The sequence below is a fragment of the Microcoleus sp. A2-C3 genome, assembly GCF_036706065.1.
In the GTDB taxonomy this organism is placed as follows: domain Bacteria; phylum Cyanobacteriota; class Cyanobacteriia; order Cyanobacteriales; family Microcoleaceae; genus Microcoleus.
Genome location: NZ_JAUBVX010000040.1, coordinates 21,546 through 45,123 on the forward strand (window position 1 = coordinate 21,546; position 23,578 = coordinate 45,123).

20 protein-coding genes are annotated in these 23,578 nt (G+C 46.3%); 15 read left to right on the forward strand and 5 right to left on the reverse strand.

The window, feature by feature from the left end:
* Positions 1-211: 211 nt before the first annotated feature.
* From QUB66_RS20690 to QUB66_RS20705, 4 genes are all read right to left on the reverse strand, one after another.
* The gene (locus QUB66_RS20690) at positions 212-1,489 is read right to left on the reverse strand and encodes an RNA-guided endonuclease InsQ/TnpB family protein (protein ID WP_332969595.1); all 1,278 of its coding nucleotides are present in this window, start codon (positions 1,487-1,489) and stop codon (positions 212-214) included.
* Between the two features lie 468 nt (positions 1,490-1,957).
* Positions 1,958-2,185, reverse strand: a complete 228-nt coding sequence (gene patX, locus QUB66_RS20695; RefSeq protein ID WP_332969596.1) for a heterocyst-inhibiting protein PatX — start codon at positions 2,183-2,185, stop codon at positions 1,958-1,960.
* Positions 2,186-2,584: 399 nt separating this feature from the next.
* Positions 2,585-2,836 (reverse strand): heterocyst-inhibiting protein PatX, encoded by a 252-nt coding sequence (gene patX, locus QUB66_RS20700; protein WP_332969597.1) that lies wholly within the window; start codon positions 2,834-2,836, stop codon positions 2,585-2,587.
* 104 nt (positions 2,837-2,940) lie between these two features.
* A complete protein-coding gene (locus tag QUB66_RS20705; protein ID WP_332969599.1) occupies positions 2,941-4,794 on the reverse strand; it encodes an FAD-dependent oxidoreductase in 1,854 nt (617 codons plus the stop codon).
* Positions 4,795-5,097: 303 nt separating this feature from the next.
* On the opposite strand from QUB66_RS20705, the gene cysC reads away from it, so the two are divergent.
* The 15 genes from cysC (at position 5,098) to QUB66_RS20780 (ending at position 22,641) form a co-directional block, all read left to right on the forward strand.
* Positions 5,098-5,622 carry an adenylyl-sulfate kinase gene (cysC, locus tag QUB66_RS20710; RefSeq protein WP_332969600.1) on the forward strand — a complete coding sequence of 175 codons (525 nt, stop codon included), beginning with the start codon at positions 5,098-5,100 and terminating at the stop codon, positions 5,620-5,622.
* Positions 5,623-5,659: 37 nt separating this feature from the next.
* Positions 5,660-7,387, forward strand: a complete 1,728-nt coding sequence (locus QUB66_RS20715) for an SLBB domain-containing protein (RefSeq protein ID WP_442923326.1) — start codon at positions 5,660-5,662, stop codon at positions 7,385-7,387.
* 140 nt (positions 7,388-7,527) lie between these two features.
* Positions 7,528-9,855: a GumC family protein gene (locus QUB66_RS20720; RefSeq protein ID WP_332969602.1), complete on the forward strand. Its 2,328-nt coding sequence runs from the start codon at positions 7,528-7,530 to the stop codon at positions 9,853-9,855.
* Between the two features lie 537 nt (positions 9,856-10,392).
* Complete coding sequence (locus tag QUB66_RS20725) at positions 10,393-11,760, forward strand: NAD-dependent succinate-semialdehyde dehydrogenase (protein ID WP_265236634.1); 1,368 nt, start codon at positions 10,393-10,395, stop codon at positions 11,758-11,760.
* A gap of 139 nt (positions 11,761-11,899) precedes the next feature.
* Complete coding sequence (locus tag QUB66_RS20730) at positions 11,900-13,537, forward strand: acetolactate synthase large subunit (protein ID WP_265236633.1); 1,638 nt, start codon at positions 11,900-11,902, stop codon at positions 13,535-13,537.
* Positions 13,538-13,820: 283 nt separating this feature from the next.
* Complete coding sequence (gene rpmH, locus QUB66_RS20735; RefSeq protein ID WP_006632320.1) at positions 13,821-13,958, forward strand: 50S ribosomal protein L34; 138 nt, start codon at positions 13,821-13,823, stop codon at positions 13,956-13,958.
* A gap of 42 nt (positions 13,959-14,000) precedes the next feature.
* The gene (gene rnpA / locus QUB66_RS20740) at positions 14,001-14,405 is read left to right on the forward strand and encodes a ribonuclease P protein component (RefSeq protein WP_265236627.1); all 405 of its coding nucleotides are present in this window, start codon (positions 14,001-14,003) and stop codon (positions 14,403-14,405) included.
* Complete coding sequence (locus QUB66_RS20745; protein WP_265236625.1) at positions 14,377-14,769, forward strand: PH domain-containing protein; 393 nt, start codon at positions 14,377-14,379, stop codon at positions 14,767-14,769. The genes rnpA and QUB66_RS20745 overlap by 29 nt, the downstream gene beginning before the upstream one ends.
* Before the next feature lie 203 nt (positions 14,770-14,972).
* Positions 14,973-16,121, forward strand: a complete 1,149-nt coding sequence (gene yidC / locus QUB66_RS20750) for a membrane protein insertase YidC (RefSeq protein ID WP_265236623.1) — start codon at positions 14,973-14,975, stop codon at positions 16,119-16,121.
* A gap of 11 nt (positions 16,122-16,132) precedes the next feature.
* Positions 16,133-16,606, forward strand: coding sequence for a Jag family protein (locus QUB66_RS20755; RefSeq protein WP_265236621.1), 474 nt, complete (start codon positions 16,133-16,135; stop codon positions 16,604-16,606).
* A gap of 216 nt (positions 16,607-16,822) precedes the next feature.
* Entirely contained in the window at positions 16,823-17,335 is a 513-nt protein-coding gene (locus QUB66_RS20760; RefSeq protein WP_265236619.1) for a YceD family protein, read from the forward strand.
* Between the two features lie 367 nt (positions 17,336-17,702).
* The gene (locus QUB66_RS20765) at positions 17,703-19,211 is read left to right on the forward strand and encodes an AAA family ATPase (RefSeq protein ID WP_332969604.1); all 1,509 of its coding nucleotides are present in this window, start codon (positions 17,703-17,705) and stop codon (positions 19,209-19,211) included.
* A 264-nt stretch (positions 19,212-19,475) separates the two neighbouring features.
* Positions 19,476-19,952: an SH3 domain-containing protein gene (locus QUB66_RS20770; RefSeq protein WP_265236616.1), complete on the forward strand. Its 477-nt coding sequence runs from the start codon at positions 19,476-19,478 to the stop codon at positions 19,950-19,952.
* A gap of 541 nt (positions 19,953-20,493) precedes the next feature.
* The gene (locus tag QUB66_RS20775; protein WP_265236614.1) at positions 20,494-20,670 is read left to right on the forward strand and encodes a hypothetical protein; all 177 of its coding nucleotides are present in this window, start codon (positions 20,494-20,496) and stop codon (positions 20,668-20,670) included.
* Positions 20,671-21,060: 390 nt separating this feature from the next.
* The gene (locus QUB66_RS20780; protein ID WP_332969606.1) at positions 21,061-22,641 is read left to right on the forward strand and encodes a peptidoglycan-binding domain-containing protein; all 1,581 of its coding nucleotides are present in this window, start codon (positions 21,061-21,063) and stop codon (positions 22,639-22,641) included.
* A 172-nt stretch (positions 22,642-22,813) separates the two neighbouring features.
* On the opposite strand, the gene QUB66_RS20785 is transcribed toward QUB66_RS20780, so the two are convergent.
* Positions 22,814-23,341 carry a transcriptional repressor gene (locus QUB66_RS20785; protein ID WP_265236610.1) on the reverse strand — a complete coding sequence of 176 codons (528 nt, stop codon included), beginning with the start codon at positions 23,339-23,341 and terminating at the stop codon, positions 22,814-22,816.
* Positions 23,342-23,578: the final 237 nt, after the last annotated feature.

A 23,578-nucleotide genomic window follows, 5' to 3' on the forward strand; every position in this document is an offset into this window, starting at 1 on the left:
ACCCTCTGCACTCAGGGTGTACTTATATATAAGTTAGTTATCGCACGTTAATTATAGTGCAGCCGTTGAAAATTCAACCCCACCTGCGGGGGGAAAAGGTAAAGAACTATTGCGATCGGAGGAATTTGAGGTGGCTCCGAGAGGGGGGAGATTGACACTCAAGCGGGCTGAAGCCACTGAGATTCTGCTGACAGAATAACCTTAGTTATCACTAAAGCCTGATTCTCGCTACGGTAGCCAAACACCGTCTACCCAGTCGGTCAAGTTTTACACCTAACTTACTGGCTACTTTTCTTAGAATATTAGCGGCACCGTGAAGATCCGCGTTAACTAAACTTCCGTCCGCAGAACAATACAATCCACGCTTAATTCGCCTTCCAGACGCTTTCCACCCAAGCGGTTTTTCACCGTACTTGGGTAGGGAGTCTCCATCAAGAAAGCTAGCTTTGGAACTGTACGCTTCTTCTGTTTCGGTGAACTGAATACCGTGCAAATCACAAAGTTGATTTAAACGCTCTTTCAATTTGCCCAAAGGCATCTGAACAAATTTCTGATTATTCAGACTGCCCATATCAACATTGGATTTAAACCCTTGGTTCCATCCAATTACTAGATTGCCAATACCGTGCTTCAAGCAATAATCGACGATTAACTTTGCAGCTTTATTGACACCATCGCGCATCCGATGATTGCGCTTACGAGTTACGCGGTCTAACCAGCTATCCCAATAACCTGTGGGCTTCCCTTCTTTCCTGGTCGCTATTTTTTTGTTCCAAAGCTGATTCATCGCCTTCATAACGCGAGCGTCGAGCAAGAAAGAATTTCCCAACGTGTCAACACCAGCAGCTAAATTGTCGGCAGTTCCCAAATCGATTGATAATGCTTGACTGGGATCTAAATTATGCTGCTGGCATTCTACCTCGTAAGACACTTCCAAATAGAAAGCACCGTTTTTCGGGAGAATCGTGAACTCTTTAACCTTTGCACAGTCAATATTTGATGGCATCGGCAGAAAGAATTCAGAAATCCCAAACCATCGCCGCACTGTTAAACCCAGGGAAAATCGCAATTGATTACCGACAAGGGCTGGCTTTAGTCCTCCCGAATTGGGGTAAGCTACTTTAAATAGTTTAGGCCCCGTTAGATAGTTCGGCGGTTTAGGTTTAAAGTGTAAATTACCTTGAAGATATAATTTTCTCAATTCCTTGAAGCTTTTAAATGCCTCCGCCACCGACATCAGAGTTTGCTGCATGGGTGTTGAAGGCAGTGACTTAGCAACCATCGATTTAGAAATTGACGGTTCAAAAGATAAGTCGAATTTTCCTGTTAGCAGTTTTCCCGTTTTAAAAAATGTCTGACGAGCGAAATAAACAGCGCTATTGTATAGCTTGCCCGATTGCCGACAGAGATACTGCAACACTGCTTCAACTTCTTTGGTGGGAGCCAGCAATACCTGTTGTACTCCCATTGCTTTTTTGATTTTAGCCACCCCTTTTTCCTAAAAAATTAATTGATTTATTTAGTTTAGAGGAATATTGTGGACAAGTCAAGTTACGACAACACAATTTTATTTAGTAGTGAAGTCGTTAAGAAATATATAGAATATCCACACCATTGTGCTAACTAAGAAAGACACGGGGACTGAAGTCCCCCGCGTCGCTTTCCTCTCAGGACTAAAGTCGCTGAGTTTCCCGCTTCCCGTATTATTTTTATGAGAGCGTTTTCAATAAAAAACCGCCACCTACTAGAATTTATCTCTAAGTAGATGGCAGGTTGCAGTTTATATTGTGACATTTATTGCGAAAAAAATCTCCTACGGAGTATCAATAAAAAGTGCAGTTGCCTGATCAACCTGACCAACTATAAATCCCAGAAAATCAGATCGACAGGGGCGATGTCAAACCAGCCTCGAAATAAGAAATAAGTCTGTTGCGGAACGAGCTTTCTGGCAATGCGATTAAAATTCTTGTTGTAGCTGAGTGTCAGCGCTGGGCCCCATAAAATCGTACCGTCCGCTGCCTCTGCGGGGAGCGCGATCTCCTCTTTGTTGAGTTTGCGCTGACAACATATATTGAGCGGTGGAAGTTTCTAGCTGTTCGACTGGGGATTCTATGGATAGAGCGCAGGTAGCACTCAAGCTAAGGCCCAACAGACTGAGTAAAGCAATTGCAGTGTAGTTTTTCATGGGTAGTATCCGTGGAGCGTGTCTATTTAGAGATACGGACTTTCCCCTTGCTAATCAGGATTGATTTCCCTGAAATTGCCAGACTATCCCAAAAACATGATGCGAGAATTATTTAACTTGTCAAATTGTGTCACCCACAATAAATTTTAGTTGCCTACATTGATAGGTAAAATGTATCTCCAGCCTGGAACAGACAAAACCGCCAAATATCGCAAGAGTAAATCCCTTGATAGATGGCGGTTGCAGCTCGATCTGCTATTATTTTTAACACACAAAAAATATCCTAATAACTGTCAACAAGAAGTGTAGTTGCCAGATGAACATGACCAACTAGAATCCCAGAAAATCAGAGCGACACGGGCGGGCGAAACCCACTCATTTGCAGAACTTCCTTTCGTCCTATGCCATTAAAATGCTGGTATTTGACATACTCCCAATTTTTTGGTAAATATCTGTCTGAGCAAACTCTCTGCGTCCGCTGCCTCTTTCGGGAGAACGATCGCCTTTTTGTGATTGAGTTGGCGCTAAAACAATATAATGAGCGATGGTAATTTCGAGCAGTTGGATTAGAGATTCAAAAGCTCTCTGGGCGCTGGCACTAAAGGTAATGCCCAACAGGCTCAGTAAAGCAATTGCAGTGTAGGTGTGCATGGGTAGTATCCGTGTCAGTGTCTATAACCTGATACAGACTTCCCCCCATCCGTCAGGATAAATTTCTGGCAATTTTCGGAACTTTGCAAAAAACCTCACCCCTTCTATGCTACTCCTGTCGCCAGTAGCCAAGCACCAGAAAAATTCAGCCTGCCCCATACCGTCAGAGGCTTTTCGGTTTCGCAACTCTCTAAAAATCTGTCGGTTTCCCAGTCCAAAGTCACGAGTTGCCAAGTTTGATCGGCTAAGGATGCGGGACTTGTCAGCCTCAGTGTCCAGTCTTGTGGGCCCAGACGGCGGAAAATTCCCGAAAATTCGCTCTCGGTATTTGCTGTTTTACTGGGCGGATTTACGTATAAACCGGGTTCAAATACAGAACTTTCCTTGAGAAACGGGGTTTCTCCATAGTTTTTGACTGACAAAGGACATTCGCCGCTGGCGGGATATGCTTGAGGTCGATCGAGATAATAGCGTTGCCAATCGAGCCAGTCCGATCGCTCCCGTGTCAAATTAAATAAAGGAACAACCGCCGCCCTAGCCGAAGCATCTTGCAGCAAAGCCTCCTGCAACACCCTAACTGACAAATCCCGCGGCTGACATCCAGCTTCGGCGCACAAAGCCGCCGCCATCCCCGCAGCCTGTCCGATATTCATCACTAAAGGTTGCAAGCGAGTTGCACCGTTGGCGATGTGAGACACGGAAATATTTTTTTCGCAGACTAGCAATCCGTCTGTACTCGCAGGAATTAGCGCACTGTAAGGAATTGTAAAGGTCGTTCCAGTCCAGCGGCCGCCCCAGCGGATAGATTTTGGCTGCAAGGGAATGTCACCACTGGGATAATGATGGTCATTGGCATAGTTGCCGATCGCAATTGTCTCGCAAATTCCCTCACAATCGATCGGCAATTTCGCAACTCTGCCGCCGACAATCGGCAAAATATCTTGTTCTCTGACTGTACTTATTCCTCGCAAACGGCGGCTTTCTCGGTAGTAAGGATGTAAGGCGAAGGAAGGAAGAATGGGAGAATTTTGTTGATGTTCGCTCTGGGAAATGGGGAAAATGTTTTGTGCTAAACCGTAGCGGCGGCCGAGTTGCATTTGAATGCAGCGGGCGAAACTTTGGCTGTGCCAGAGACTTTCTTGGAGGAATTCTTGTCGAGATGTTTCAGATCCAATTAGTCGATCGACTCCTTCACCATAATCATTACCACGAATCGGCCAATTAATCATCAACAATCCCCCCGGCAGTCGGCCGTAATTGAGAAATTGTTCAGGAGTGTAATCTTTCCAAGCATCGGAAAATCGATCGGGATTGTCAACAGGCGGCGCGGGAATTTCTGGCCGGGCCACACCAGCCCCAAAATCCTGCATAATTGCCACCCAAGTCGGAGCTTGCACCGAATAACGCTTTGTGAGAACATTAGAGGCGATCGGCGCGCTGGGTTCTCCCCACTCAGCTTGGAATTCCCAACCCCAGCGGTGTCCAACCTCCCCTAAAGCCAGCAAATCTCCCAATTCCGTTGCATCCAAAGTGATTTTCGCCGAAACCGTAAAATCTGCAAACCGAACTCCAGAAATGCGATCGCCTTCCCATAGCACATCTTGAGCTATTTGTCCAGAAATCCACTGCAAGTTCGGTAAACACTTAACCCAATCAGCAAAAATTTTCGCACCGATGCGGGGATCGTAAGTAAAAAAACTGACCCAGCCCCAATCCAAACCTCCCGGCTGTCGCTGCTGAAGTTCCCGTAGAAACGCGCCCCACAAACCAGTTTGAAAAGCTGCTAATTCATTGCCGTCCGGGGCAGAAACACCAGCCGAAGTCAGCATTCCTCCCAGCCAGGGGAATTCGCTCACCAAAATAGTTTTGGCACCGCGGCGGGCTGCTTGCACGGCGGCTGCTGTACCACCGGTGCCGCCACCGACTACCAAAACATCTGCTTTTAAGGTTGGGGACATGGGGAATAGGATTTTAGATTTTAGATTTTAGATTTTAGATTGCCAAAGACTCCTTCAGGTAATACAGGATAGATGTTAGGCATGGGCGTTAGCAAACATATTTTAAGATTGCCTATTTCTCCTCTTCCCTCGAACCTGGGAATCTGTGTCCTCTGTGTCCTCTGTGTCCTCTGCGGTTCATAAAAAAAATTAGTTGTGGGAGACAGATAAAATTAAAAAGCATCGGAAAGTAGGGAACTCGCACAATAAAGTCCTGCGTCATGTAATTTCCCCGACTATTCACTAATCACCAAGCAATTGAAAATGGAAAAAGGTTTTATTTTGTGGTTCACCGGGCTGAGTGGTTCCGGTAAAACAACTATCAGCAAAGCTCTCGAACCCGAATTGAAGGCTCTAGGCTGCAAAGTTGAAATCTTGGATGGAGATGTCGTTCGCACCAACTTGTCAAAAGGTTTGGGATTTAGCAAGGAAGACCGAGATACTAATATTCGGCGGATTGGATTTGTCGCGAACCTGTTGAGCCGCAATGGAATTGTGGCAATTACGGCAGCGATTAGCCCCTACAGAGCCATTCGTGATGAAATTAGGGCGATCGAGCCAAATTTTGTTGAGGTGTATGTCAAAGCGCCTTTAGAAGTGTGCGAAGCCCGTGATGTCAAGGGGCTGTACGCTAAGGCCAGAGCAGGAGAAATTAAGGGCTTTACGGGCATTGACGATGCTTATGAAGAACCCCTGAATCCTGAGATCATTTGTTACACAGAGCCGGAAAGTATCGAAGACTGTGTTAAACAAATTCTGAGCAAGTTAGAAGAGTTGGGTTACATTTGAGATTGGCGGGGTAGGAACAGGATAGGGGCAAACAGCGATGGTGGTGAAAAGTTCTTCGCGCGGGGTGCAACTTGATAAAAAATCTCAGCCTTCGGCCTCCTTCGCGGACAGGGAAAGGAGAGAAGTTCTCCCCTATCTTCGCAGGAAAGGGTCTGAGGGAGACGTTTTGAGCAAAAGTGGCAAGCTGGGTTATCGGGCAAGTAATGCTGTCAAAAATTTAATTTTCCAAAGTTTAACCGTGTCAGTGCTGGCGGCGGCTGTGGGCTCATCTCCGGCGGCGGCCCAGTTTTTGCCTCCTCCTCCTCCTCCTGCTTCGGGTTCTCCCCTTCCTGTACCGGTACCCGCAGCGCCGGGATTTTCGACATCTCCGGCAAATGCGCCTTCAAGTATACGATCGGAAGTTTACACTTTGGGCGCGGGCGATCGCATTCAAATGGACATCTTCAACGTCCCAGAATACAGCGGCCCCAACGGTCAACACCAAATACAAGCCGACGGTTCCCTGAGTTTGCCGTTAATTGGCAGCCTGGGAGTGGCTGGGATGACCTTAGAACAAGCTTCTAATGCTGTGAAAGATCGATACGGCAAATACCTCAAACGTCCTTGGATTACTCTCAAACTGCTAGCTGCGCGGCCTTTGCAAATTGCGATCGCGGGCGAAATCAATCGCCCCGGAGCCTATACAATATCCTCAGCAGCAGGCCCCGGAGGCACATCAGAGCAAATCGGGACTCAAATGCCCACGATATCGCGAGCTCTGCGACTGGCGGGCGGCATTACCCAGTCAGCAGACGTGCGGCAAATCAAAATCCGCCGCCCCCAGCGCAACGCACCGGAACAAATTATTAGTGTGGATTTGTGGGAATTATTGCAAAACGGCGATTTGCGCGCCGATATGACTTTGCGCGACGGCGATACGATATTTATTCCCACTGTCACTAGCCTCAACCGCCAAGAAGCACCGACTTTAGCAGTAGCTAACATTACCGGCCAAAGCACTCAACCAATTAATATTGCTGTGGTGGGCGAAGTAACTCGCCCCGGTACTTATACTTTGGCAAAAGAGGTGCAAACTAGGGTACAAGAGAATGAAATGGGTGCAGATTCTGGTTTGTTTGCCGCTCAGGAAACTCCCGGCGGGGAAACAGTTTTGCAGCAAACTGTAACTAGGGCTATTAAAATGGCGGGCGGCATTACGCCGGTAGCTGATATCAGACAAATACAAGTTCGTCGCCTGACGCGGGCGGGTACGGAACAAATTATTAATGTGAATTTGTGGCAACTTTTGGAAGCGGGAGATGTATCGCAAGATTTAGCGCTGCAACAGGGAGATACGGTAATTGTTCCCAAAGCCGAAAATCTCAATACACTCGAAGGTGCACAAGTTGCTAATTCTAATTTTTCACCGGATACGATTAAGGTGAGCATTGTGGGAGAAGTCGTGAAACCTGGAGCATTTGCGGTGCTTCCCAACACTTCTTTAAATCAAGCACTGGTAGCAGCGGGAGGGTTTAATAAATCGCGGGCAGAAATGGATTCGGTGGATTTAATTCGCCTCAATCCTAACGGCACTGTTTCACGCCTAACTGTTAAGGTTAATTTTTCGGCAACCGCCAATGAGGAAACTAATCCCAAATTGCAAAATAATGATGTAATTATGGTAAGGCGATCGGGCCGCGCTGCATTCTCGGATAATGTAGGCGGGACTCTCGCTCCTTTCAGCCCGCTATTGGGAATATTCCGATTGTTTAACATTTTTCGGTGATTTGAATAGACTAGCGCTAAGACCTCAGAAACCCGGTTTCTACAAAAAATTTCGGTTTGGTAACGATATATGTAGAAATCAACCAGGTTGATGAAACCACGCCGTACAGACGTTTAAAATGATCAGTTGTAGTAAAAAAAATGAAACCAGATAAAAATTCTCAGTTAGCACTGTTTAATCACAATAAAAAAGCAGCAAAAACGCCAAAAATATCTTCTGTACTTGATCAAGATGATATTTTTTTATACCGGGAACAAAGAGAGGCAGAACCCCTAGGTTTTTGGGAAGTTAGCCGCAGTCGATCGCTCTTAGTGATCGCCGTCGCAGCTGCAGTGACTACCGGGGTTTTTGCCTGGACGCTTAATCAAAAAAGCGAGTACGAAGGACGCTTTCAATTATTAGTAGAACCCGCAGTTACGCAAAACAGTTTAGCAAAAATCTACTCCGGCGAACTAAAACTGCAACCAGGGAATCCCGCGACGCCAGAAAGTCCAGCTTTTGACTACGAATCGCAAATTCAAGTTTTGAAAAGCCCGCAAGTAATGTCGCCGATTATTAAACAGTTGCGGGCTAAATACCCAGAAATAAATTACAACTACCTGTTGAACCAAAAAGCCGATAATTTGCCGTTTGATCAGGAAACCAAGCTGTCAATTAATCGGTTCAAGAATACCAAAATTATCGAAGTTAGATATCGGGATTATGATCCGAAAAAAATTCAGTTTGTTTTGGAAAAAGTTGCACTAGGCTACCGCAACTACAGCGTGCAAGATACCAGAACTCAAATTAGTCAGAGTCTGGATTTTGTGAAATCGCAAATTCCCAACCAGCAAAAGCGCCAACAAGCTCTGCAAAACGAAATTCAAAAATTGCGGCAGCAGTACAATTTCATCGATCCGCAAATTCAAACCCAACAACTCGCACAACAAATCACTCAACTTCAATCGCAACGATTGGACGCTCAAACGCAACTAAATCAGCAGAATTTTCTCTACTCTAACCTGCAAAACCAGCTAGGATTGAACCAAAAACAAGCGCTGATGGCTTCGGCTCTAAGTCAAGCACCTCGCTATCAAGGAATGCTGACTCAATTGCAGCAACTAGAAGGGCAAATTGCGATTAATTCGGCTACGTTTACCGATCAAACTCCGCAAATGCAATTGTTGCGAGAACAGCAGAAAAACCTGATTCCTTTGTTGAAAAAAGAAGCTGAACAGGTTTTAGGAACGGATTTAGGTAAGGTGAATTCCCAAGTGCTGGCTTTTCAAGATCCGGTGCGGATTAAGTTAATCGAAAAGTTTATTGATACCGCTAATTCTATTCAGGTGCTGGGAGTGCGGAATCAAGTTTTGGAACAAGCTACTAAGCAGTTGAATCAATACTCTCAAGGATTCCCGGTGATTTTGCGGCGCTATGGAGATTTGCAGCGGGAGTCGGAGTTGACGAATAATACACTGAATAGTTTGTTGGCAAAACAGCAAACTTTGCAGCTTGAAGCTGTGGGTAAAAAAGAGGTGGCTTGGGAAGTTATTGCTAAGCCGGAAATTCCGCGCTACAAAAATGGCGAGTTGATGGCTGTTGCTCCGATTATGCCTTTGAATTTGGCTTTGGGGGGATTAGTTGGTCTAGTTTTCGGTATGTTGGCGGCGCAGTTGGCGGAACGGTTTAATAATAAAACTGTATTCCAGACTCCAGAGGATGTCAAACATTCGATTCGCCTGCCTTTGTTGGGGGTAATTCCTGCTAGTGATAAAATTTTGAGACTTCCGCCTGCGGAGACAACTACGATTGATGTGGGAAGTTCGCCGGTACCGACGGATGCTTTTCAAGAAGCTTTTCGATCGCTCAATGCTAATATTCGGTTGCTAAACGTTGATACTCCGATCAATTCTTGTGTAATTACGTCTTGTCAAGTGGCTGATGGTAAGTCTACTGTGGCAGTAAATCTGGCGCGGGCGGCGGCTGCAATGGGCCAGCAAGTGCTGTTGGTGGATGCGGATTTACGCAGGCCACAGGTGCACGAAATGCTCGGTTTGCCCAACTGGCAAGGCTTGCACAATGTGATTGCTGAGGATTTGGATGTGCAAGAGGTGATTTTGCGATCGCCCCGCGATGAAAACCTGTTTGTGTTAACATCAGGCCCGGTTCCTCCCGATCCGACAAAGGTGCTTTCTTCCCGAAAAATGCAGCATTTAATGGCTGCTTTGGCAAGTCATTTTGACTTGGTTATTTACGATACTGCACCGCTTTTGGGTTTGGCGGATGCGAATTTGTTGGCGGCTCATACTAACGGATTGATGCTGGTGGTGGGGCTGAATCAAACTGAGCGGGAGGCGCTGTTGTTGGCTTTTGAGGATTTGAAAATGGCGGGGATTCCGCTGTTGGGAATGGTAGCGAATAATGATAAGGGCAGCAGGTATTACTATCAGTCTTACGTGCAGAATTACATTGAGGAAAAGTCGGTTTAGGAGATAGGACGTACGGTTGAAACCGCGTCTACACACACGAAGCAGACGGCGGTTGAAACCGCGTCTACACACCGAAGCAGACGGCGGTTGAAACCGCGTCTACACACACGAAGTCCGCCTCCGCGGACTGAATAAAATAACGTAATAACTGGTTCCCAGGCTAAGAGCGAAAGGAATCGAGATTCTTATGCTCTGCCTCGCTTAGGAAAATGGAAATCGAGGCAGAGCCTCCGGATCTGCGTTACTTTCGCTCTTGGCCTGGTAACGAGTAATAGATGATCAAGGTTCGATCGCCATTCTGCAAAGGTATTCGATCGCAAACATAAACTTTAAAAACAAAATTTCTTAAGATTTGTGATTAATACCTTGCACTATAATGAAAAGTTGAGAGATTTAAACACATCCCGGCACTTACAAGTTAGCAAAACCTAAAAGTATGGCTGGTAAATCCAAATTTTGCAATACATCAATACGACTCCCTATGCTAGCTTAAAAACTAGAATAGAGTTTTGTATTTTTTGAAATGGAGATGAAACAATGGCTATTGCTACTATCAACCCGGCAACGGGAGAAACGCTGAAAACTTTCGAGCCGATCGCCGATGAGGCCATTGAAGCTAAGCTGGAATTAGCACAGCAAGCTTTTAACAAGTACCGCTACCTGCCGTTTGAGCAGCGATCAATCTGGATGCAGAAAGCTGCGGATATCTTGGAGCGCGATCGCGAAATTTACGCCGAAATGATGACGCTGGAAATGGGTAAAACGCTCAAATCGGCGATCGGCGAAATAGAAAAATGCGCCTTAGTTTGCCGCTACTACGCCAAAAATGCCGCTCAATTTATGGCAGACGTACCCGCAACCACCGACGCTAGCAGCAGCTTTGTCCGTTACCAACCGCTGGGGGCTATTTTAGCCGTCATGCCCTGGAATTTCCCATTTTGGCAAGTTTTTCGGTTTGCCGCACCGGCGCTGATGGCCGGCAATGTCGGCTTGCTCAAACACGCTTCCAACGTGCCGCAGTGCGCCTTAAAAATCGAGGAAATTTTCGCGGAAGCTGGCTTTCCCGAAGGAGTTTTTCAAACTTTGTTAGTGGGAGCCGACAAAGTAGCTAAGATAGTTGCGGATGATCGCATCAAAGCAGCAACTCTCACCGGTAGCGAACCAGCGGGGGAAAGTTTGGCTGCAAATGCGGGCAAAAATCTCAAAAAAGTAGTGTTGGAATTGGGAGGAAGCGACCCATTTATTGTAATGTCTAGCGCCGATTTAGAAGCAGCTTTATCAACAGCAGTCACATCGCGGATGCTGAATAACGGCCAATCTTGCATCGCCGCCAAACGCTTTATTTTAGTAGAAGAAATCGCCGACGAATTCATCAAAGGATTTATCGAAAAATTCGAGCAATTAAAAGTAGGAGATCCGATGTTGCCCGAAACCGATATCGGCCCTTTAGCTACCCCAGCAATCCTCAAAGAATTGGACAATCAAGTGCAAACCTGCATCAAATCGGGAGCAAAACTGCTGACAGGCGGCCGGCCATTGTCAGAGAATGCCGGCAATTTCTACTTACCAACTATCCTGTCAGATATTCCTGCGGATGCTGCGGCGCGCCAACAAGAATTTTTCGGCCCGGTAGCCTTAGTATTCCGGGTTGCAAGTATTGATGAGGCGATCGCCCTAGCTAACAGCACATCCTTTGGCTTGGGTGCAGCAGCTTGGACTACAGTAAGAACAGAGAGCGATCGGTTTATTTCCGAACTAGAAGCCGGCGCCGTATTCATTAACGCCTTAGTCAAATCCGACCTCAGACTGCCCTTTGGCGGCATCAAACGCTCCGGTTACGGACGCGAATTGAGCATCCAAGGAATTCACGAATTTGTCAACATCAAAACAGTGTGGGTAAAATAAACAAAATTTGATAAACTGTTCGTCAAAACATAAATTAATCTGCGTCAATCCGCGTTCATCAGCGGTTAAAATTAATTTAGTATTTTGACGAAAAGTTTGTCAAAAATCACCACTACACTTAAATAGGAAAAAAACCGAAATGAACACTGCTGAATTACTCGTAAAATGTTTAGAAAACGAAGGCGTAGAATACGTTTTTGGACTGCCTGGGGAAGAAAATTTAGAAGTTCTAGAAGCCCTAAGAAAATCTTCAATTAAATTTATTACTACTCGCCACGAACAAGGCGCGGCTTTCATGGCAGACGTTTACGGCCGCCTCACCGGCAAAGCCGGCGTTTGCTTATCCACCTTGGGCCCAGGAGCAACTAACTTAATGACAGGAGTTGCTGATGCTAACTTAGACGGCGCTCCTTTAGTAGCAATTACCGGACAAGTCGGCACAGACAGAATGCACATAGAATCGCACCAATATTTAGATTTGGTCGCTATGTTTGCACCAGTTACTAAGTGGAATGCTCAAATTGTTCGCCCCGGTACGACGCCAGAAATTGTCCGCAAAGCCTTTAAAGTTGCTCAAAGCGAAAAGCCGGGAGCAGTTCACATTGACTTGCCAGAAAACATCGCAGCAATGCCTGTGGAAGGAAATCCGCTCACTAAAGACAACCGCGAAAAAACTTTTGGCGCTTACCAAAGTTTGAATAAAGCCGCTGTGGCAATTTCTAAGGCAAAAAGTCCTCTGCTTTTAGTGGGAAACGGTACGATTCGCGCTAACGCCAGCGATGCTTTGACAGAATTTGCTACTCGATTAAATATTCCGGTAGCTAATACTTTTATGGGCAAAGGTGTAATTCCTTATACTCATCCTTTGGCACTTTGGACGACGGGATTGCAAAAACGGGATTACATTAGCTGTGCTTTTGAAGAAACGGATTTAGTGATTGCTGTTGGCTATGATTTGATTGAATATTCCCCGAAAAAGTGGAATCCTGATGGCAAAATTCCGATTATTCACGTGGGAGCTCTGCCAGCAGAAGTTGACAGCAGTTATATTCCGATTGTAGAAGTTGTGGGGGATATTTCTGATTCGCTGAATGAAATTTTGCAGCGTGCCGATCGCATGGAGAAAGTAGACCCTTTTGCGAAGCAATTGCGGGCGGATATTCGCGCTGGGTACGAACAATATGCAAACGATGATGGTTTCCCGATTAAGCCACAAAAAATCATTTACGATTTGCGGCAAGTTATGGGCCCGGAAGATATTGTGATATCTGATGTGGGTGCTCACAAAATGTGGATCGCGCGGCACTATCATTGCGATCGCCCGAATACCTGTTTAATCTCCAACGGATTTGCGGCGATGGGCATTGCTATTCCGGGCGCGGTGGCTGCAAAACTCGTTTATCCCGATCGCAAGGTAGTAGCAGCAACGGGCGACGGCGGTTTTATGATGAACTGTCAAGAGTTAGAAACTGCGTTGCGCGTCGGTACTAATTTTGTTACTCTCATCTTTAATGACGGCGGCTACGGGTTAATTGAATGGAAGCAGGAAGATCATTTTGGTCATTCAGATTTCATCAAATTTGGCAATCCCGACTTTGTGAAATTTGCCGAAAGTATGGGTTTAAAAGGCTATCGTGTGGAATCCGCCACCGATTTTATTCCTATTCTGAAGGAAGCGCTGGCTCAAGATGTCCCCTGCGTGATTGACTGCCCGGTAGACTATCGGGAAAATGCTCGTTTCAGTCAATTATCTGACGATATGAGCTGCAATATATAAGTTAGGAAACTGGCATTTTTGTGTTCGCCTAAATCAACATAGTTCAGTTACCTGAAATCCTCTGTATTTCAGGTAAAGGACACTCTTCGACAATTAATTGAGAACCGCTATAGCGTCTGCTCTTTATTTAAATTAGTTGTCTTTGTCCTTCCCTAAAAACAACAAGATTAAAGCATCATCATATCACTAATTGAAAAAATATTGCCAAGAAAACAAGTCTATGGTATACTAGAAGATTGTGAATATTAATCAAAAGTAAAGTAACAAGCCGGGAGAAATCGAAATGACACAGCAAACCCTGCACGGAACCAGCCGCAAAAGAAAAAGAACATCCGGTTTTCGCGCCAGAATGCGCACCGCCACCGGTCGATTGGTAATCAAAGCCCGTCGCAGCAAAGGTCGCCACCGCCTCGCAGTCTAGCACTGCACTGTTGGTTGAAAAGCCCGATCGCACGCAGCCGCCATGTTGCCTCCTACAAACCGACTCAAGCACCGCAAAGACTTCAGCGCCGTCTACCGCAAGGGAATGCGCCGCAACTCCGCTCATTTCAGCTTAAGAGCTCTGCGTAAACCCAAAAGCGTCGAAATCAGCAAACCGACAGCCGAGAAATCGTTGCAGCCGACTCGCACAGGCATTTCTATCAGCCTGAAAGTCAGCAAGCGCGCTGTAGTCCGCAACCGGATTAAGCGCCAGATTCGCGCTGCTTTGCGACAGCTATTGCCCCGATTAAAATTCGGGTGGGATTTAGTAATTGTCGTGCGTCCGATCGCACAAGAGTGCAATTATGCAGAAATTCTGCAAGAATTAGAGCAGTTGTTGGTAGAAGCCGAGGTACTAGATGGGAATTCGAGAGGAAGTATATTATGAAGGCGGCCCCGCGCCGGGAGACTTGATTATCAACTTACTCCTGGGGCTGACTGTCGTGGGAATCCCCCTCGCAGTAGGAGCAATTGTCCGGGCTCTGTGGCTGCGCTACCGGATCACCAGTCGCCGAGTGTCCGTAACTAGCGGTTGGATGGGGCGCGATCGCACAGATGTTATCTACTCCGATATAGTCAAAATGGTCACAGTACCTCGCGGTTTCGGGAGTTACGGAGACATGGTGCTGACAATGAAAAATGGCGGCCGCTTAGAACTCAGAGCGATGCCGAAATTTCGAGCCATGTATGACTACATTAACGAAAAACTGCCCGCAGCCGCTCAAAAAGCCAACGCGGCCAAAGCAAAATAACCGAACCGCTTTCACCCTGATTAGAGACCCAATTCAGTGCGAGTATTGGCAAACTTATTGCAAAAACCCGCAGGCCGGGCGGTCGATCGACGGGCAATGTCCTAAGATGTAGACAAAAGCCTAAAAGTTGAGGCGCCCCGTATCCAGCGGATGTAATTCGTTCTCAACAGCAAACATAGAGCACCTAAATTAACTCAAAGCGAATGGATTTTGGTATCTCGTTTCTTTCCAACAACCTCATGCTGCCGATCCTAGATTTTTTCTACGGGATCGTGCCAAGCTACGGTTTAGCGATCGTATCTCTGACGCTCGTGATTCGCTTTGCTCTTTATCCTCTCAACGCAGGCTCTCTTCGCAATATGCGACGCATGAAAGTAGCGCAGCCGTTGATGAAAGAGCGAGTAGATCAAATTCAAAAACTCTATAAAGAAAATCCTGCCAAACAGCAGGAGGAAATGAGCAAGGTATACAAAGAATTTGGCAATCCTTTAGCGGGATGCTTCCCGTTGGTGCTGCAAATGCCAGTGCTGTTTGCACTGTTTGCAACGCTCAGAGGTTCGCCATTTTCTGACATAAATTACAGCGTCAACGTTCAAGTTTTGCCCAAAGAACAAATCGAAGCTGTTCAACCGCAAGCTTTTGCTACACCGCCCCAAAATATTTACGTCACAGGTACTTTTCATGCTCCAGTTGTGGGCGTGATTCCAGGCGGCGACAAACTCGCAGTCGGCGACACAACCAAAATTGATTTTCAAACCCCAGAGGGCAAAGCTCTCCAAGCCTTAGCGGCTGAAAAAAAGAGCGAAATAGATTTTGTTCCTAGCTGGAAAATCATCAAAGGCGAAGAATTCGTCAAGGTAGACGAACAGGGCAACATTGTGGCTTTAGCGCCCGGTGAAGCCACAGTTCAAGGCACAATCCCTGGATTGGCTACTAACAAAGGATTCCTGTTTATCGAAGCTCTCGGCCGCGTTGGCGCGATCGACCCAGACGGTAAAATCCACTGGGATATTTTGGTGATGATCCTGGGCTTCGGCATCAGTTTGTATATCAACCAAACTCTTTCGGGACAAGCACAAGGGCCAAACGACAATCCCCAACAGGCTACAATCAACAAACTGACGCCTGTCATATTTTCGGGGATGTTTTTGTTCTTCCCGCTGCCCGCTGGCGTGTTGATGTATATGCTGATTGCTAACATCTTCCAAACAGTTCAATCGTTTATTTTGTCCAAAGAACCGCTGCCCGAAAACCTCCAAAAAATCGTGGACGAAGCAGAGGCGAAAACCCAAAAAGAACAGGGATTAGATGCACTTCCCTTTGAACCCAAGCGTTCTAAGAAAAAGGCTTGATTTTAACAAAAATGAAAGAATCTCAAATGCAGGGCGGACAGCAATGGTTAGAAGAATTGCTACAACTGTCCGCAATTCCATCAAACGTGGTAAGCCAACAGCAAGATGATTGCTATTGGATGACGATCGATCAAAGTAATCTGACTCCAGAACAAATTGCGATCTTAGTCGGGCCAGACGGTAATGTACTAGATGCCATTCAGTACCTCTGCAACACGGTTGCGAACATAGCTCACGAATCAGATGAACCGATTGCTTATACAGTCGAACTGAACGGCTATCGCATCCGCCGCCAAGAGGAATTGCGATCGATGGCAGAGTACGCAGCAGAGCAAGCGCGATCGACGGGAGTTGAAGTTGAACTCAAATCGCTGTCTTCGGCAGAACGCCGCCAAGTCCACAGCTTTTTGAGCGAATGTGAGGATATAGAAACTTACAGTCAAGGACAAGATGCCGATCGGCGTTTGGTAGTGCGGCGGCGCTGACGTTCATTCAGTTGATAGTTGACAGCGACCTCTACCTAGAAGGAAGAGGATTCGAGTAATGAATAGTCTGATTTTAATTTATCCCGATCAGGCTTCCGGCTTTAAACCAATTCTTTCTGGGAAAAAAGGAAAAAGGAAAAAGGAAAAAGCCAAAAATTAGCTATTCCTTTTGACTTTTGCCTTGAGACGACGAGAATAAAACGGCAAAAGATGATTATGGAGACAATTTATATCCCTCATCTACTCACAAAAACCGAGCGGAAAGAGGTCATTGATTTTGAAGAAATTATCCCCGATTTAGAAACTCTTACTCCGGTGCGGGGGCGACTGCAAGTTACTCACCAAGGGAATTTCCTTGAGGTGAAGGCGAAAGCAGAAACAATTGTCACTCTCACCTGCCACAGATGCTTGAAACAATACAATCACCGTTTGAGACTCCAATCATCTGAAATAATTTGGCTCGAAGAAAAACCGAATCAGCATGATGCAAGTTCAGGAGAATTTGAAATTGATTTAGAAAATTTGGTGGAAAATTTGTCGCCTACCGACTCTTTTTCTCCAAGTGATTGGGTGTATCAGCAACTGTGTTTGGAACTGCCACACAAACAGCTATGCGATACTAAATGTCCGGGAATAGATTTCAATGAGGATGCAGAGACAGAAAGCTCAGAAACAATCTCTGACAGTCGCTGGGCATCTTTGGCAGCACTTAAACGGCAATTGCCTTAGTCAGTTGTCATTAGTCAGTTGTCATTAGCTAATGAGGTATTTCAGTTTTGCTTTTACACGCGAGTGCGAACGTCCCCGATCGCACTCAAACAAAAAATATTTTTACTCTCCGAAACAAATGCTTTCATAGCTACCCACTAACGAACGGTGGAATAACGAGTGCAAAAAAATAACACCACCTAGCAACCGATGACTAATAACTAATGACGTTTCCGAGCGGGGACTAATGACTAATGACTAATGACTAATAACGGAAAACGAGCAGGGATAGCACTAATAACTAATAACTAATAACTAATAACTAATAACTAATGACTACTGACTACTGACTAATGACTACTGACTACTGACTCTTGACTAATAACTAATGACTATTTTTAGCGACGAGTTTGAACTGCTGCTACGATCGCGCTACCCCCTAATTTACATTCCCACACGGGAAGAAGAGCGCGTCGAAGTGGCGATCGCCCAATGTGCCAAAAAACAAGGTGCTCGCGCCGTCTACATCTGGGATTTTGTTGACGGCTACCAAGGCAATCCCAACGATGCCGGTTTTGGCAAACGCAACCCACTACAAGCTTTAGAATTTCTCGAAAAATTGCCCGCATCCGCGCCAGCGATCTTTATTTTGCGAGACTTTCAGCGGTTTTTAGAAGATGTTTCAATTTCCCGCAAGCTGCGGAATTTGGCGAGACTCCTCAAATCGATGCCCAAAAATATTGTCATCGTATCTCCGATTACTTCGATCCCAGAAGACCTTAGCGAAGTAATCACAGTGTTGGAGTTTCCCCTGCCTGCGGCGGCGGAAATCAAAATTGAGGTGGAAAGACTGTTAGGAGCTACCGGACAAGCCATAGAAGGGCGTTTGCTGGACGAAACGGTGCGCTCCTGTCAAGGGCTGTCGATCGAACGAATTCGCCGAGTTTTGGCAAAGGCGATCGCCACCAGAGGCGAACTCCATCCCGACGACGCGGAACTAATTTTAGAAGAAAAACGCCAAACAATCCGCCAAACTCAAATTCTCGACTTTTACCCAGCCCGCGAAAACATCTCCGATATCGGCGGTTTGGACAATCTCAAAGAATGGCTGCTGCGGCGCGGCGGTGCTTTTTCCGATCGCGCCCGCCAATACGGTTTGCCGCATCCCAGAGGTTTGTTGCTAGTCGGAATTCAAGGCACCGGCAAATCCTTAACTGCAAAGGCGATCGCCCACCACTGGCATTTACCCTTGCTACGGTTGGATGTCGGGCGCTTGTTTGCCGGGTTAGTCGGGGAATCGGAATCCCGTACCAGACAAATGATTCAACTAGCGGAAGCTTTAGCGCCTTGCGTGCTGTGGATTGACGAGATTGACAAAGCTTTTTCGGGATTAGACGGTAAAAGCGATTCCGGGACAACCAGCCGCGTGTTCGGGACTTTTATTACTTGGTTAGGCGAAAAAACTTCGCCAGTTTTTGTCGTCGCCACAGCCAACAATATCCAGTCTTTGCCGCCGGAAATGCTGAGAAAAGGTAGGTTTGACGAAATATTTTTTGTGGGTTTGCCGAGTCAGGAGGAACGGCGGGCGATTTTTGAGGTACATTTGTTGCGGTTGCGATCGCACATCATCAAAAATTACGATTTAGAGCGCTTGGCTTACGAAACTCCCGATTTTTCAGGAGCGGAAATCGAGCAAACTTTGATTGAAGCAATGCACATTGGGTTTAGCCAAAATCGAGATTTCACCACAGATGATATTTTAGAATCAGCTAGTCAGATGGTGCCGTTGGCCAGAACAGCTCAAGAACAAATTCAGTTTCTCCAAGATTGGGCTGCTGCTGGGAAAGCTCGCCTTGCTTCCAGATACGACAGTTTGAGCCGCCGGATTCAAGGATAGTCGATCGAAGACATTGTGCAGAAAGTATTCGGCATTCGATCGAAGCTGAAATTTTCCTCCCAGAGTCTATCCCGCCCAGCCCAAATTTCCCGATTCCCGATTTTCCCGATTCCGTCTTCCTTCTTCCTTCTTCCTTCTTCCTTCTTCCTGATGACTACTGACTACTGACTACTGACTTCTTCCGTCTTCCTTCTTCCTTCTTCCTTCTTCCTTCTTCCTTCTTCCTTCTTCCTTCTTCCTTCTTCCTTCTTCCTTTTTCAATTTATGAACAGTGTATATAGCGTCTTCAAATTTTTAGTGGGTTTTCTGCTAGCGATCGTCCTAATGGCAGGCGCTAGCGTGGCGGCTGCACTTTACTTTGCCGCTAAGCTGAGCACAACCCCCGAAAGACCGATTTTTTCCAACGACAAAACAGCAGTTCAGATTGCCGGCACTGGGGCGAAGTCAACAGGCCAGGCTAGCCCAGTTTCTACGTCTGATGATGCTGCGTCTAGCGATGCCCCGTCTCCTAAACCCCTGGAACCGGGAGCTTACCGTGCTCTAGTGACTCAGCCGATCGGCTTAATTCTGCGGGATAGTGGCAATCGAGACTCGAACCGTATTGGCGGTGTTGGTTACAAGGAAAAAGTTGTAGTTTTGGAAGATTCGCCGGACAAAGAGTGGCAACGAATTCGAGTTGAGGATGGCAATCGCGAAGGTTGGGTGAAGGGCGGCAATACCGAAAAAGTTGAGGGCGAATAGGACTTCAGGCTCAAATTATGTCCTGCAAAATAACCATTATCGGTTTGTATTGACAACTTCAGTCCTCTGAGTTTTACTAGACTTGAATTGCCAGCATTCGCAAAATATCTGGAAAAGCATCTGCGTTAATCTGCGTTGATCTGCCTTAATCTGCACTTGGTCGATCGATCAAAAATTTATGCAATCAGTCTCATGTTAATCTCCGGCTTCAAAAATCCATTATCACATTTTATCCTAAAAGTCAAGTTAAATTTATTTACGATATTGGGAATTACAATCTGAGACGCTGAGACTGTGGGTGTGATCGCCCCAGCAAAATCCTAAATTCGACATAAAAGCCCAGCAGAGAAAGGGTTTTAATAGCTAAAACTTGACAGGGAAACGGAAAGATACATAATTTAAACTTATGTTATCAATAAGAGTATGTTAAGAAACTTAGCAAAATTTTAAGCTTAGTTGCAAAACTGAAGGGTTTCTCACCGCAGTAGAAGCAAGAGTGGTAGCTTTGATCACAAGATCTAAGTTTTAAGCCATAAAAAATATGTACGACAAACGTCCCGATCGAGATTTGGCGACTGCTGCTGTAACTGCGGCTTTAGGAGCTGGGGTGGTCACTTCTTTTGCAGTCAGTAGAGGACAAAACCCGCTGGTAGCCTTGGGAATTACTGTTTTTGCAGCGGGAGTAGCTTTGATTTGCGATCGGTTTGGCTTAATTTAAGTGAATGTCCCATTTTTACAGATTAGTTAACCAATAAAATCCCCATCCTGTTTGCAACGAGCAAGGGTGGGGATTTTTAGTCGATCGTCAATCATTAATATTTTTATATAAATAAATTAATTTTTAGCGAATAATACGCAAAAACTGTTGATTTTTTTCTCATGAAGGCTAAGATGTGGCTGCAAACTATTTTTCTGACACTCGCGTCTTGCTAAACAGCGATGCTATCTTGGTTGTTGCCTGTAATTATTTTTGAAGGTAATTTTTTTTCAGAAACGGGTGCTTCGTGCAAACAGGTAAACATTAGCCTTGATAGCTCCTGGGCGGCTCACAGCTCAGCTTGAGTTTGCTCGTACATCACAGCCACAAACAATTTCACACTAAAAATTTATGGAATCCCTCGCCTACCTCGAACTTGCTCTTGTTTGCGAAGCACCCGCAGAGTCGAAAATTTTTGATGGGCTAAAGTGGCAAAATCGATCGAGTCACACTTATGTTCGTTTGTTATCTCTGGCTTTGATGCTGTCGGTTTTAAGTGCGGCCGGTTCGGCTTTTGCTCAAATAGATCCTGTTAGTCCAGATGTGCGCTCTGTTCAAGACAGGTTGCGGGATCTTGGTTATTTTCCCCGCTCTTCCACTGGTCAGCTCGGCCCAGTAACTAGACAAGCTCTGACTAACTTTCAACGAGACTATCAACTGTCACTGACTGGTCAGCCCGATCGAGCTACGGCGATCGCTCTCAACAGTTTAGCCCAGGACGATCGACCTTTTAAAACTACTTATACAAACTATAGCTATACCGAGCTCAGTTTTGGAGACACCGGTGCAGAGGTTTCGGCCCTCCAGCGCAGGTTGCGGCAGCTAGGCTACTTCAACACTCATCCCACAGGAAATTTTCGCGAAGTTACTGTCCGTGCGGTGAGATATTTCCAGCGAATTAATGAGCTGCGGGTGACTGGAGTTGCTGATAGGCAAACTTTAGCTTTGCTGTTTGGCTCCATCGGGCCGATTCCGCCCGCTACGCCTCCGGGGAATATTGCGGGAAATGGTGGTTGCAAGGGGCTGCGGTTCGGCGACAGAGGGGCGACGGTAGACTTGATCCAGCGGCAGTTAAAAGCTTTAGGCTATTTTGAAGGTGGCGTTGACGGCAAGTATCGGGAACGCACTCTCTACGCTGTAACTCGTTTTCAGCAAGATTTCAATCTGGTTTCTGACGGCTGCGCTGATACTGCTACTTTGACGGCTATCGATGCCCAGATGAGGGCTAATCAAATTACCTCATATCCTGGGGAAAATGACGAGCAGAGTAATGCTGGAGATTTTCTGGAGTTGGGCGACAGAGGCCGAGAAGTAGAATTTGTGCAGAGGCGGCTGCAACAATTGGGTTATTACAGAAGCCAGATTCACGGTTGGTTCGATCGACCAACTCAACAAGCTTTGATCCGGTTTCAGAGAGATTGCGGGATGTTCGGGACAGGGCGGGTGGATCGCAGCACTCGATCGGCTTTGCGAGAAGGCAACAGGCAGGCAGCAAAGGCGCAGCAGCCAGTCGCAACGGGTATCCGGCGGGGTGATACAGGGCCTGCTGTCCTACAGCTTCAATCAGCGCTCAGAAGTCTGGGTAAAAATCCCGGCCCGGTGAACGGAGTATTTGGAGCCGAGACTGAATGGGCGGTGCTGTCGTTTCAGCAGGAACGCAATTTGTCGCCGGCGACGGGTATTGCCACTCCGGCAACTTTGGCGGAGCTCCAAAACGGATTGGCTCGACGGTTGGCTGTTCCTGCTGTTCCGATTAGCAGCACTGTCAATTCTCGATCGAGCATTCAGCAATTACAAACGCGACTGCAAGGTCTCGGCTTTTACACAGGCTCAGTCAGCGGAGTTTTTGATGCTCCGACGAGAGACGCGCTTGATCGAGCTCAGCGCAGTTACGGCGTTAGCAGTGACGATTTGTTGAGCCAAACTTTTTAAGGACTTGCGGACGCTACATCAAACAAATCGGGTTTCTCACTTCCGAGTCATTCGTGAAATGATGTATTTTCCTTGAAAAACCGGTTTCGGCGTAACTGCGATCGCACTTGCGCCGATTTTTTTTGTTAATTATTGTAACAATCTGTACTTGAAACGCGAAAATAGTGTATATTCACTCGATTGAATCCAGAGCGTTGTGACCGTTTTCGGCGATCGACTTCGGACAAGACCAATTGCTGGAAACCAAAGACGGCCATCCCATCCGCAAAGCTTCATGGCACACCGTATGAATGGTTAGCTGGCAGTCTAGCAGGTGCAATCCAGACTTTTCAGATTGCTTCATGCCAATTTTTAAGATCGAATCGTTGTTAAACTCGATCGTTCTGTTGCACTGAACGCAGACTAAGTGATGGTGGTGGTGCGGATAAGGTTGGTTTATTTCATAGTGTTTGTGACCTTCTGCTAGTTCTAGTTCGCGGAGCAGGCTCATCCTTGCCATTAACTTCAAAGTTCGGTAAATGGTGGACAAGCTAATGTTTTCCCCCCGATTTTTCAACAAAGTATACAAATCCTCGGCGCTCAGGTGATTGCCTTTGGGGAGGTTCTGAAATACGTGCAAGATGGTTTCCCGTTGGGGAGTCATCCGCCAGCCTTTGTCATTGAGTTCGGATTTGAATGAAGACGCGGTGTAAAGTGCCATTATGACCCTCTCAAGAAAGTCTGCCTATTGACAATCATACACAACGATCGAGATATTGTGCAAATATCGAAGCTAGTTGAAAAAAGGTTGAGGAAAAAATTTATTTTTTGATATTTTTAGATCGTAAACAGGCCCGAAAGCCCCAGACAGAAGACAGAGAAATCGTTGAGAAGTAGAAATCAATACTTCTGCTTTCCGCCTTCTATCTAAATTCAGAAACCGACAGTAGATGCACAC

Coding starts and splice junctions, on each gene's coding strand:
- patX (WP_332969596.1), bottom strand. CDS start 2,185: ATGAAAAACTACACTGCAATTGCTTTACTCAGTCTGTTGGGCCTTAGC.
- patX (WP_332969597.1), bottom strand. CDS start 2,836: ATGCACACCTACACTGCAATTGCTTTACTGAGCCTGTTGGGCATTACC.
- QUB66_RS20705 (WP_332969599.1), bottom strand. CDS start 4,794: ATGTCCCCAACCTTAAAAGCAGATGTTTTGGTAGTCGGTGGCGGCACC.
- cysC (WP_332969600.1), top strand. CDS start 5,098: ATGGAAAAAGGTTTTATTTTGTGGTTCACCGGGCTGAGTGGTTCCGGT.
- QUB66_RS20715 (WP_442923326.1), top strand. CDS start 5,660: ATGGTGGTGAAAAGTTCTTCGCGCGGGGTGCAACTTGATAAAAAATCT.
- QUB66_RS20720 (WP_332969602.1), top strand. CDS start 7,528: ATGAAACCAGATAAAAATTCTCAGTTAGCACTGTTTAATCACAATAAA.
- QUB66_RS20725 (WP_265236634.1), top strand. CDS start 10,393: ATGGCTATTGCTACTATCAACCCGGCAACGGGAGAAACGCTGAAAACT.
- QUB66_RS20730 (WP_265236633.1), top strand. CDS start 11,900: ATGAACACTGCTGAATTACTCGTAAAATGTTTAGAAAACGAAGGCGTA.
- rpmH (WP_006632320.1), top strand. CDS start 13,821: ATGACACAGCAAACCCTGCACGGAACCAGCCGCAAAAGAAAAAGAACA.
- rnpA (WP_265236627.1), top strand. CDS start 14,001: ATGTTGCCTCCTACAAACCGACTCAAGCACCGCAAAGACTTCAGCGCC.
- QUB66_RS20745 (WP_265236625.1), top strand. CDS start 14,377: ATGGGAATTCGAGAGGAAGTATATTATGAAGGCGGCCCCGCGCCGGGA.
- yidC (WP_265236623.1), top strand. CDS start 14,973: ATGGATTTTGGTATCTCGTTTCTTTCCAACAACCTCATGCTGCCGATC.
- QUB66_RS20755 (WP_265236621.1), top strand. CDS start 16,133: ATGAAAGAATCTCAAATGCAGGGCGGACAGCAATGGTTAGAAGAATTG.
- QUB66_RS20760 (WP_265236619.1), top strand. CDS start 16,823: ATGGAGACAATTTATATCCCTCATCTACTCACAAAAACCGAGCGGAAA.
- QUB66_RS20765 (WP_332969604.1), top strand. CDS start 17,703: ATGACTATTTTTAGCGACGAGTTTGAACTGCTGCTACGATCGCGCTAC.
- QUB66_RS20770 (WP_265236616.1), top strand. CDS start 19,476: ATGAACAGTGTATATAGCGTCTTCAAATTTTTAGTGGGTTTTCTGCTA.
- QUB66_RS20775 (WP_265236614.1), top strand. CDS start 20,494: ATGTACGACAAACGTCCCGATCGAGATTTGGCGACTGCTGCTGTAACT.
- QUB66_RS20780 (WP_332969606.1), top strand. CDS start 21,061: ATGGAATCCCTCGCCTACCTCGAACTTGCTCTTGTTTGCGAAGCACCC.
- QUB66_RS20785 (WP_265236610.1), bottom strand. CDS start 23,341: ATGGCACTTTACACCGCGTCTTCATTCAAATCCGAACTCAATGACAAA.